Origin of the sequence: Sphingobium sp., assembly GCF_041987595.1 — a bacterium.
Lineage (GTDB): Bacteria > Pseudomonadota > Alphaproteobacteria > Sphingomonadales > Sphingomonadaceae > Sphingobium.
The window spans coordinates 1-10,964 of the sequence record NZ_JBHIWJ010000126.1; the positions used below are offsets into that span (position 1 = coordinate 1).

At 64.1% G+C, this 10,964-nt stretch carries 10 protein-coding genes; 8 read left to right on the forward strand and 2 right to left on the reverse strand.

The window, feature by feature from the left end:
* The 7 genes from ACFC3J_RS20275 to ACFC3J_RS20305 all read left to right on the forward strand — a co-directional run.
* On the forward strand, nucleotides 1–843 hold an 843-nt coding region (locus tag ACFC3J_RS20275; protein WP_375197820.1), incomplete at its 5' end, for an exopolysaccharide biosynthesis polyprenyl glycosylphosphotransferase.
* Entirely contained in the window at nucleotides 843–1,976 is a 1,134-nt protein-coding gene (locus ACFC3J_RS20280) for a glycosyltransferase (RefSeq protein WP_375197821.1), read from the forward strand. The genes ACFC3J_RS20275 and ACFC3J_RS20280, both read left to right, overlap by 1 nt.
* A gap of 64 nt (nucleotides 1,977–2,040) precedes the next feature.
* Nucleotides 2,041–2,793 carry a class I SAM-dependent methyltransferase gene (locus tag ACFC3J_RS20285; protein WP_375197822.1) on the forward strand — a complete coding sequence of 251 codons (753 nt, stop codon included), beginning with the start codon at nucleotides 2,041–2,043 and terminating at the stop codon, nucleotides 2,791–2,793.
* A 29-nt stretch (nucleotides 2,794–2,822) separates the two neighbouring features.
* The gene (locus ACFC3J_RS20290) at nucleotides 2,823–4,124 is read left to right on the forward strand and encodes a hypothetical protein (RefSeq protein WP_375197829.1); all 1,302 of its coding nucleotides are present in this window, start codon (nucleotides 2,823–2,825) and stop codon (nucleotides 4,122–4,124) included.
* Complete coding sequence (locus ACFC3J_RS20295; protein WP_375197823.1) at nucleotides 4,121–5,266, forward strand: glycosyltransferase family 4 protein; 1,146 nt, start codon at nucleotides 4,121–4,123, stop codon at nucleotides 5,264–5,266. Before ACFC3J_RS20290 ends, ACFC3J_RS20295 begins: the two co-directional genes overlap by 4 nt.
* Entirely contained in the window at nucleotides 5,263–6,015 is a 753-nt protein-coding gene (locus ACFC3J_RS20300) for an FkbM family methyltransferase (protein ID WP_375197824.1), read from the forward strand. The genes ACFC3J_RS20295 and ACFC3J_RS20300 overlap by 4 nt, the downstream gene beginning before the upstream one ends.
* A complete protein-coding gene (locus tag ACFC3J_RS20305) occupies nucleotides 6,015–7,769 on the forward strand; it encodes an MFS transporter (protein WP_375197825.1) in 1,755 nt (584 codons plus the stop codon). Before ACFC3J_RS20300 ends, ACFC3J_RS20305 begins: the two co-directional genes overlap by 1 nt.
* A gap of 6 nt (nucleotides 7,770–7,775) precedes the next feature.
* Here ACFC3J_RS20305 and ACFC3J_RS20310 read toward each other — a convergent pair whose 3' ends face one another.
* Together ACFC3J_RS20310 and ACFC3J_RS20315 are read right to left on the reverse strand one after the other, a co-directional pair.
* The gene (locus tag ACFC3J_RS20310) at nucleotides 7,776–9,452 is read right to left on the reverse strand and encodes an amidohydrolase (RefSeq protein WP_375197826.1); all 1,677 of its coding nucleotides are present in this window, start codon (nucleotides 9,450–9,452) and stop codon (nucleotides 7,776–7,778) included.
* Nucleotides 9,449–10,318, reverse strand: a complete 870-nt coding sequence (locus ACFC3J_RS20315) for an NAD(P)-dependent oxidoreductase (RefSeq protein ID WP_375197827.1) — start codon at nucleotides 10,316–10,318, stop codon at nucleotides 9,449–9,451. Before ACFC3J_RS20315 ends, ACFC3J_RS20310 begins: the two co-directional genes overlap by 4 nt.
* A gap of 97 nt (nucleotides 10,319–10,415) precedes the next feature.
* Between ACFC3J_RS20315 and ACFC3J_RS20320 the strand changes: the two genes are divergently transcribed.
* On the forward strand, nucleotides 10,416–10,964 hold a 549-nt coding region (locus ACFC3J_RS20320), incomplete at its 3' end, for a pyridoxal-phosphate dependent enzyme (RefSeq protein WP_375197828.1).

The following is a 10,964-nucleotide window of genomic DNA, read 5'->3' on the forward strand; positions in this document are numbered from 1 at the left end:
GGTTTGCGTCCCAAGGGGCATGATGCGGACATGGCTGCGCGGCTCGCGGCGGCCGTCGGCATGGCGGAGCGCGTGATCGTCGCCTGTCCGATGGAACGGATGGATGACTGGTCCGTGGCGTTGAAATCCCTTTCCGCAAGGGGTGAGATCGTGGTGCCCGAGCTGCTGCGCTTTGCCCCGGCGCGTGTCGACGAGTTCGATGGCCAGCCGACCATCATCGTTGCGGGTGGCCCATTTCAGTTCCGGGACCGGATCATCAAGCGCCTCTTCGACATCATCGTCGCAACGACGGCGACCATCGCCCTGTCGCCGGTGCTGATCGTGGCTGCACTGGCGATCAGGCTGACCAGCCCCGGCCCGGTGATCTTCCGTCAGCCGCGGATCGGCCGTGATGCCGCGCCTTTCAACATCTACAAGTTCCGGTCGATGCGCGCCGAGGCGAGCGATCGCAAGGCCGACAGGCTGACCGCCCGCGACGACGACCGGGTAACGGCCGTCGGCCGTTTCCTGCGCAAGACCAGCATCGATGAACTGCCGCAGCTTTTCAACGTGTTGCGTGGCGATATGAGCATCGTCGGCCCGCGCCCGCACGCCGCCGCCGCCAAGGCCGGAGACAGCCTCTATTGGGAAGTCGATGATCGCTATTGGGAGCGGCATTGCATCAAGCCGGGAATGACGGGTCTCGCGCAGGTGCGCGGTCATCGCGGATCGACCGACCATCATCAGGACCTGATCGACCGGCTCCAGTCGGACCTTGAATATGTCACCGAATGGTCGATCTGGCGCGACCTGCGCATCATCGTCGCGACCATCGGCGTGCTGGTGCATCATAAGGCTTATTGATGGACGCTGTTAACCTGATCGCGGCGTTGGTGCTGCTGCTCTCGCTCCTGGCAGTGGCATGGCCGTTTCTCTTCTACCCGCTGATCCTGCGGATGCTGCCGACGCGTCCCGAACAGCCGTTGACCGGCCCGGCCCCGTCAGCCTCGCTGCTGTTCTGCGCCTATAATGAAGCGACCGCGATGCCGGAAAAGCTCGCCAATCTGGCGATGCTCAAAAGCCGCTATCCGGACCTTGAAATCCTGGCCTTCGACGACGGCTCCTCGGACGAAACGGCCGCGCTGATCGAAGCGCAGGGCGATCTGGTGACGCTGCTGCGCGGGCCAGGGCGGAGCGGCAAGGCGCACGGCATGAAGCTGCTCGCTGCACGGGCGACCGGAGATGTGCTGATCTTCACTGACGCCAATGTCGTGCTGGATGTCGACGCCATCGGCAATCTGCTGGCGCGTTATGCCGATCCGGAGATTGGCGGTGTGCTGGGGTCTCTCCACTATGTGGGCGATGAAGAAAGCGCCACGGCCTCGGTCGGTTCGCTCTACTGGCGGATCGAGGAAAAGCTGAAGGACGAGGAATCGCGCACCGGCAATGTGCTCGGCGCGGATGGTTCGATATTCTCGATCCGGCGGGCGCTTTATCCCCAATTTCCCGACAGCGTGCTTGACGACCTGACCGTCTCCATGGCGGTGGTCTTCGCAGGCAAGCGGCTGGTCAAGGCGAAGGACGTCATCGCCCGAGAGCGGCTGGTGGCGGCGCGGGGCGACGAATATCGCCGCAAGGTCCGCATTGCCGCCCGCGCCTGGCACACGCATAGTCATTTGCGGCCGCAATTGCGGCGCATGACCGGCATGGATCGCTTCAAATATGCCTCGCGCAAGATCGTGCGCTGGTTTGGCGGCATCTTCATCCTGACCGGCATCATTGCAGCGGGGACGCTGGCGATGCGGATTTCGCCGACGCTTTACATGATCGGCGGACTGACCGGCGTCTTCATCCTCTGGCGCGGTTTGCGTTCAAAGGGTGGGCCGTTCGCGGCCGTGGTGGATATCATCATTGCCTATGTCGCGACCTTGCAGGGCGTGTTCAAGGCGATGACGGGGCGCACCGTCACCGTCTGGAATCCGGCCACATCGCGCTGATCCCTCTCGCCAAAGCGGCGGCATATTGTATAGGCCGGTGCCAACTGCTGTTTGGAGCCAAGGCGTGATTACTTTCCAGCGGGTGGCAAAGGCTGCCGGCAAGCATCTGACCCGGACCATGCTGGCCGTGCGCAAGGCGCTGGGTGCGAAGGCGAACCGCGCTTGCCCTGCCTGTGGGCAGCCGGTCGTCGGCTTCTTCCGTTATGGCGACAATGCCGAATGGGGTTGCCCCAGCTGCGGCGCGTCGCCGCGAGAGCGGCTGATGAACCATCTGATCGCCGGAAATGTGCTGACCGTGCCGCAGCAGGGCGCGGTGCTGCACATGGCGCCCAATGAAGGCAGCCTCGTGCGCCGCTTTTCGACCGCTGCCGACTATATCCCCGCCGATCTCGATCCGGGCCGCTATCATGTGCCCAACATGCAGCGCGTCGACCTGATGGCGCTCGATGACAGCGAGCGTTACGACCTGTTCTACGCCAGTCATGTGATGGAGCATGTGCCCGACGATCACGCGGTGCTGCGCAACATCCACCGCGCCCTGAAGCCGGGCGGAGAGGCCTGGCTGATCGTCCCGCTCTGGGAGAAGCCGACCGAGGACGGCAGCTTCGACATCCCGCCCCGCGAAAGGGAACGCCGGTTCGGTCAGTGGGACCATGTGCGCCAATATGGCCCGGATTTCGCCGACCGCATCCGGGCGGCGGGCTTTGAGCTGGAAGAGATCGACGCGAGCGGCATCGATGCCGACACACGGCATTATTATGCGCTGGACGACCGGCTGTTCCGCGCCCGCAAGCCTGCCGGAATCTCTGCCCGGTGAGCGAACCGCTCGGCAGGGCGCTTGCCCGGATGGAGGCTTCGGCCCGCATCCTTGCCCTTGTCAAGCTCGCCAATGTCGGGCTGACGCTGATCTGGGGCTTCGCCGTTACCTATGTGTTCGTGCGCGCCCTGCCGCTGCGTGAGTTCCAGTCCTTCCTGCTGCTCGTCGCATTCGGCAATTTCACCATTTCCGCTGAGTTTGGCCTGACCAGCATCATCTATGCGCGGCTGCGGCGGTATTGGCTGGGAAATCTGGGGCTGGGTCCGGGTAAAGAGGATGCAGGCGGATTCCGGCTGGAGGAAATGGGCGTGCTGTTCCTGTTCCTTGGCCTGCTGATCGTCGGCGGCTTTGCGATCCTGGCTGTTGCGCTGGCGTTGGGCGGACTGCACACCGGCATGCCGCTGCTGTTCCTGCTCTTCTTTCTTTCCGCCTGCATCAACCTGCCCGCCTTATTGGCGAAAAGGGCGCTGGCGGCGGTGGACGGCAATTTCCTCTGGGAAGCGCTCGATTGCCTGCGCCGGGTGATGACCATCACGCTGCTGCTGTTCATCTTGCAGGGACTGGACCCGCGCATTTCCGTCGCCCTCCAACTCTGCGTAAGCATCGCCGTGATCGGCCATGCCATCGCGCTGGTCCACAAGAGGCTGGGCATGGAGGCGCGGCACTGGCTGTCCTTCCGCATAGGGGGAGGTCATGTCCGGACCCATTATCTGCGCGATATCGGCGCGTCGGCGGCGTTCACCGTTTCCGAAATCCTGGCCTATAACGCGCCCTATTTCACCATCGCCGCCGCGACCCATGATGCACGGCCGATGCTGATCTTCGATTTTTTCTTCAAGATGTCGCGCTCGCTTTCCATGCTCGTCCGCGCCACGGTGGAGGCCGCGCTGCCCCGGATCACGCGAGCCTTCCATGCGGGTGACAGGGCACGGCTGCGCCAGTTGATGGGACGGGCGCTGGGCGTGGCGCTCTTCTTCGCGCTGGGCGCTTCGGGCGCGCTGCTGCTGCTGGGAGAATGGCTGTTCGCCAAGCTGTTCGATGGCCGGTCAACGATCGATCGCGTCGACCTGCTGCTGATCGACGGGGCGCTGCTGGCGCTCGCGGTGATCTGCGTGTCGGTCTATGTGCAGGGCGCGCTGGGGCGCTTTACGCTGCTGCTGGGGCGGTCGCTGCCCTTTCTCGCAGGCTCGCTGCTCAGCGTGCCGCTGGCGCGCAGCTTCGCGCCGGAGCGGTTCGATCTGCTGTTCCTGATCCTCTACACGCTGACCCTGTTCGTGGCCGCGACGATCCACGGGCTTTCACTGCGCCAACTGATGGGCAAGCGCGCATGAAGATCGCGATCTGCGATCCCTCGCTCTTCACCGGGCGCTATGACGACAGCCTGTGCTCGGCGATGGCGGCGGAGGGCGTGGAGGTTACCCTTCTGGGCCGACCGATGCGCCCGACCGATGCGATCGTGCCGCAGGGCTATCGCTATGATGCGCGCTTCTTCCGCCGCAGCGAAGCGCTTCGCCAGCGGATCGGGGAGGGGCGGGCCTTCCGCCTGCTCAAGGCCGCCGAATATGGGGTGAGCTGCGCCATGGGCGATCTGGGCGCTGTCGTCAGCGCTGACGTCGCGCACATGCAGTGGCTCCCGCTCGCACCTGCGGATCGGCTGATGCTGAAGCGGCTGAAGGGCCAGGTGAAGCTGATCCATACCGTCCATAATGCCGACGCCTATCACGCCGATGCCGGGGTGCAGGGCAGGGGCTATCGCGACCTGCTTGATATGTTCGACGCGCTGATCGTCCATGGTGAGACGACCTGCGCGGCGCTGGAGCGCCAGGGAGTCGATCCCACGCGCATCCATCTGACGCCGCACCCGCCGATGCGGCTGGCCGCCGCCGGGCCGGACGATCTGGCGCAGGTGGCCGATGCCGCCCTGCCGCGCCTGCTCTTCTTCGGCACGATCCGTCCCTATAAGGGCGTCGACCTGCTGGTGGAGGCATGCCTGTCGCTCTGGCGGGCGGGGCACCGCTTCGAACTGGTGCTGGCGGGCAAGCCCTTCATGGACATCGCGCCGCTGATTGACAGCGTGCGGGCAGCAGGCTTTGGCCAGCGGCTGATCACCGATCTCGGTTTCCTTACCGAACAGCGGCTCGACGCCCATATGGCGAAGGCCGATATTTTGGTCTTTCCCTATCGCCATATCGACAGCAGCGGCGCTTTCCTGTCGGCGTTGCACCATGGCAAGGCGATGGTCACCTCCGACGCGGGCATGTTCGCCGGTCTGCCGCAAGAGGTTGTCGTCAGGGCGCCAGCGGGAAATGCACCGGCGCTTGCGCAAGTCCTCTTGCCCCTCGTAGAAAGCGCGGCCATCAGGCAGGCTTTGGGGGCGCGGGCGCGCACTTATGGAGATTCAATGGGGAATTGGAAGGACATGGCTCTGGCCACCATCGCCATCTATCGCAGCGTGATGGCGGTCGGGACATGAGCCGTTACGTGCGTGAACTGCGCGACCGGGCGCTGGCGGCGCGTCTGGCTCTGGCCGGGCGGGTCCATCAATATCCGGAAATTCAGGCACTCCGCCGGTTTCTGAGCGCCTTTGCTGTGGATTGCGTGTTCGACGTCGGCGCCAATCGCGGCCAATATGCGACGATGCTCCGCAAGGATGCTGGCTTTGCGGGAACGATCCTGTCCTTCGAACCCAATCCGGACATTTTCGCGGAACTGGGCAGACGGGCGGCATCTGATGCGAAATGGCATGTGTTCAACATGGCGCTGTCCGATTTCGACGGCACGGCGATCTTCAACATCATGGCGGCCGATCAGTTCAGTTCGCTCAAGACACCATCGGGCGAGCAGGACGCAATATTCGCCGAGCGCAACAAGGTAACGCGCACGGTCGACATGCAGTGCCGCCGTCTGGAAAGCCTGTTGCCGGAACTGAAGACGGCCCATGGCTTTGCCCGGCCGTTCCTCAAGATGGATACGCAGGGCCACGACCTGTCGGTTTGTGAAGGGGCGGCGTTGGCTCTGAACGAAATGCTGGGCGTGCAGACCGAACTTGGCGTGCGACCGATCTACGAAGGCGGCACCAGCTATCGCGCCATGATCGACTGGCTGGGTGAGCGCGGCTTTGTGCCATCGGCCTTTTTCGCGAACAACAAAGGGCATTTCCCGCTGCTTGTCGAAATGGACGGCATTTTCGTCAATCAGGCGCGGTTGCCGCGGGACCGTTGATGGACGCCGGGACGCGCTCCGCCAACACGCGCTGGATCAGTGCACAGCGCCTGTTTCTGGCGGGGGCGATCGGGCTGGCGCTCTGGCTTGGCGCGACGTTCCTGTGGCATGTGACCTATCGGCAAGGCATCAGTCTGGCCGTCATCCTGTTTCTGGATCAGGATTTCCCTGCACTGCTGGGGGGCCTGCTGCTGCTAACGCTGGCCGCCCCCTTCGCCGAAGGGTTGGGATGGCGGCTCCCCATTCCCCGCGCGCGGGTGATGGTACCCCTTGTCCTGCTGCTCGGCCTGATCGCCTGGGCCGGGCATTACTGGCTGTTTCAGGATTATTCGATCTCCCGCGATGAGGAGGTGGCGCGCTTTGCCGCCGCCTATATGCGGGAGGGGTTTCTGGCCCGGCCTATCCCGCTGGAATGGGAAGGCTATCGCCGGGCGATCATGCCCGAATTCTTTTCCCCCTTTGGCGCGGCGGATTATTGGACGGCGGCCTATCTGCCGGTTAACAGCGCGATTCAGGCGCTCTTCTGGCAGGTGGGCGACCCCAATCTTGCGGGGCCGGTACTGTTGATGGCGGGGCTGTTCGCCTTGTGGCGGGTGGCACTGCATCTTTTCCCCGGACGGCCCGACGCCGTGTGGGTGACGATGCTGCTGGCGCTGTCGTCGGCGCAGCTCTGGGTCACGGCGATGACGCCCTATGCCATGACCGGGCATTTCGCGCTCAACATGGTCTGGCTGGCGCTGGTGCTGCGCGGCGGGCTGGTCGGACATCTGAGCGCGGCCGTGGTCGCGCTGGCGGCGGCGGGGCTGCATCAATGGCATTTTCCACCCATCTTCATCGCTCCCTTCATCCTCTGGATGCTGTTGGGGCGACGCTGGAAAGTGGCGATCTTTCATGTTCTGGTGCTGGTCGCCATCGTCATCGTCTGGGCCAAGCTCTGGCCTGCCTTCCTGACTCATGTGTTGGGCCAACCCACCGATGTCCGACCCTCAGCAGGGGTGGCGGACAAGGTAGGCAGCCTGTTCGAGCGGCTGGGCGACCGTTGGCAGCCGCTGGTCAATCTGAGCCGCTTCGCTGCGTGGAACAATATCCTGATGGTGCCGTTGGCGACGCTGGGGGTGTTGGCGATGCGGGCGCGCAGGGCGGTGCGCGGGCAGGAAATCGCTCTGCCGCTGGCGCTGGGCTGTTTTGCAGGGTGCGCGCTGGCGCTCGCGCAGGGTTATGGCTGGGGCTATCGCTACGCCCACGGCTTTATCGGGCCGTTTTGCCTGCTTGCGGGGCTGGGCTGGGCGCGATTCCGTCCTGGGGCGATGCGGCCGGTGTTTATCGGCTTTTTCATCACCCTCTTCACCAGCGCTTATCTTGTCTGGCGAACCCATGCTTTCGTCGCGCCCTATGCCGCCAGCCATCGGATGATTGACGCTTCAAAAGCCGATGTCGTGCTCGTCGATCCTAGGGGAGGCCTCTACGTCACCGATCTGGTCAGGGGACGCAATGGCGTGCCGGGCAGGCCCATGGTGATGAATCTGGGCATGCTGACGCTCGATCAGGTCGATAACCTCTGCAAAAATTATGTGGTGGAACTGTTCGACCGCGCCGAATTCCGTCCGCTGGGCGTGCCGTTGGCGCGCTGGAATCTCGGCCGCATGGATTCACTGCGCGCGCATATGAAGGAAGAGGGCTGCGACAGGCCGGTGCAGCCGCCGCTGCCCGAAACGGAGGAAGATGCCTTCAACGCAGCGGGCGACGTGCTGTAAGGGGCGCTACTGCCCCTTCACATATACCCGCTTGCCGCCAATCCAAGTTTCCAGCACCTGCGTCGCGCGGATGTCATCGGGGCTGGACGCGGAAATGTCCCGGTCGATCAGCAGGAAATCTGCCCTCTGGCCGGGAATGAGGCTGCCGAAGCGCTTTTCGGCGAAGCCCGCATAGGCCGCCTGTCGCGTGAAACCGTCCAGCGCCGCTTCGAAGTTCACCCGCTGCTCCGGCATTTCCTCGCGGCTCATCGCAACTGCGATTCCGGGAAAAGGATTGGGGCTTTCTACCGGCACGTCCGACCCGAAGGCGAGGGGAACGCGATTATCCAGCATCGCTTTCCACGCATAGGCGCCCTTCAGTCTGGCTTCGCCCAGCCGCGCCGTCGCCATGCGCCAGTCGGACGTCTGATGCACCGGCTGCATTGAGGCGACGATGCCGAATTGCCCGAAGCGCGGCAGTTCGACGGGATCGACGATCTGCGCATGCTCGATGCGCCAGCGCCGGTCGCCCTTATAGGTATCCGAAAGCTCCTGAATCGCATCCAGTATTTCGCTGTTCGCCGCATCGCCAATGGCGTGCACGGCGATCTGGAAATTGTCCATTGCCGCCCGGCTCATGATGTTCCTGAGCTGGGTTGAGGGGATCATCGGCAGTCCGCGCTGCCCTGGCGCATCGGCATAATCCGCCTTCAGCCAAGCCCCTCGCGATCCTAGCGCGCCGTCGAGGATCAGCTTGATCCCGCCCATGCGCAGATGGTCTTCATAAAGCCAGGGTGTCGGCTCCGGGCCGGCGATAAGCACCATATTGTCGAGACCAAGGGCGTAGGAGATGATCCGGACCCTTAGCGCTCCGCGATCCGCCGATCGCCGAAAGGCCTGCCAGTCCTCGATGCTTGTTCCCATGTCGGCAATGCCGGTAATACCTTGCCGCAGCAGCGCCTGCTGCGCCTTCTCCAGCGCGATGTCGCGATCCTTGGGGGCAGGCGGCGGCACCACCTTCGTCACCAGATCCATCGCCCTGTCGACGAACACGCCCGCCGGCTTGCCAGCCGCCATTTCGATCCGGCCGCCCGCGGGGGCCTTGGTCGCGGCACTGATATTGGCTGCCTTGATCGCCAGCGAATTGGCCCAGCCCGCATGGCCGTCGACCCGCTCCAGCCAGACCGGAATATCGCTGACCGCCGCATCCAGTTCAGCGGCGGTCGGAAAGCGGCCAAGGCCCCAGACTTCCTGATTCCAGCCCGTCCCGATGATCCATTTTCGTCCTGGACTGGCGGCGGCATAGGCCCGGATCTTCGCCTGCGCCTCGGCCAGCGACTTGGTGTCCGACAGGTCCAGCGTGATCAGAGACAGGCCATAGCCCATGACATGCCCATGCGCGTCGATCAGGCCGGGGATCAGCGTCTTGCCGCCCGCATCCAGCTTGAAGGCCAGCCTTTTGGGCTGGGGCGGTTCCGGCTCATTCCTCCTGCGCTTCCGGGCGCGCGGTTGTTCCGGTTCCCGATAGCGATCGGGCAGCAACGCCTCGACCTTGCCCTCATCGTCGATGGCGAGCGCCTTGAACCGCACGATCCGCCCATTGGCATCGAGCGCGAGGCCGTTCACATTGTCGATCACGCCCGAAGCGAACGCCGGAGCCGGCAGGGCCATTGCGGCGATCGCCGCCAACCATACAGCTTTCATGCCCGCGTGATCCGCCGCACCAGGGCGCTGGTGTCCTGCCGGTGGCCGCCCATCGCCTGCACATCGGCGTAGAATTGATCGATCAATGCCGTCACCGGCAGGGTCGCGCCATTGGCCCGCGCTTCCTCCAGCGCCAGCCCCAGATCTTTCCGCATCCAGTCCACCGCAAAGCCGAAATCGAAGCTGTCGGCGGCCATGGTCCTCCAATAATTGTCCATCTGCCAGCTTTGCGCCGCGCCGCCGGAGATCGCCTCGAACACCTTGTCCAGATTGAGTTCCGCGGCCTGCGCGAAGCGGAGCGCTTCGGCCAGTCCCTGCACCACGCCGCCGATGCAGATCTGGTTCACCATCTTGGCGGTCTGTCCTGCGCCCGCCTTCCCGACATGGACGATGCGCGTCGTGTAGGCCTGCATCACGATCTTCGCGGCATCGACGGCGGGCTGGCTGCCGCCGCACATGACGGCCAGCGTGCCCTTCTCCGCGCCCGCCTGACCGCCCGTGACGGGGGCGTCCACGAAATAGAGGCCCCGGCTTTCGCCCTCGACATAGAGTTGCCGGGCGATCCGGGCGGAAACCGTGGTGTGATCGATATAAAGACCGCCCGGCTTCATCGCCCGAAAGGCGCCGTCGCGGCCCAGCGTGACCTGCGCCAGATCATCGTCCGTCCCCACGCAGCTGATCACGATATCGGCATATTCGGCGGCCTTGGCCGGGCTGACCGCGACCGCGCCGCCATAGGTCTCTGCCCAGCTCTTCGCCTTGCCGATGGAGCGGTTGTAGACCGTCATCTGATGCCCGGCCTTGGCCAGATGTCCTGCAATCGGGCCGCCCATGACGCCCAGGCCGATAAAAGCGATATGTGCCATATGCCTCATGCATTTAAATGCGCTGGCCCAAGCCATAGGCACAGTTTTCAGTCAGTGCCAGTTTCTTCGACCGCAATTTTAAGGTAGGGCGCCCGGCATGAACACCTTGACCAAGATCGAAAGCGCCACGCCGCTGCCCATTTCCGTCGATGACATATTGGCTGCGCGGGTGCGAATTTCGGGCGCGGTCGTGCATACGCCCACGTTGGTCAGCCAGACGCTGTCGAACATGTTCGGCTGCAAAGTCTATCTGAAGTTCGAAAATCTCCAGTTCACCGCTGCCTATAAGGAGCGGGGGGCGCTCAACCGCCTGCTGCAACTGGACGAGGAGGCGAAGAAAAAGGGCGTGATCGGCGCGTCCGCGGGCAATCACGCACAAGGCCTTGCCTATCATGGCAAGCGTCTGGGCGTCCCCGTCACTATCGTCATGCCCACCACCACCCCCACGGTGAAGGTGACGCAGACGCAGGGTCATGGCGCCACGGTCGTCCAATTTGGCGAGAAGTTCGACGACGCCTATGCTCATGCGCGCAAGCTGGAGGTGGAGCAGGGGCTTACGTTTGTGCACCCCTTCGACGAACCCGATGTCATGGCCGGTCAGGGCACGGTCGCGCTCGAGATGCTGGAAGACGCGCCCGAGATCGAT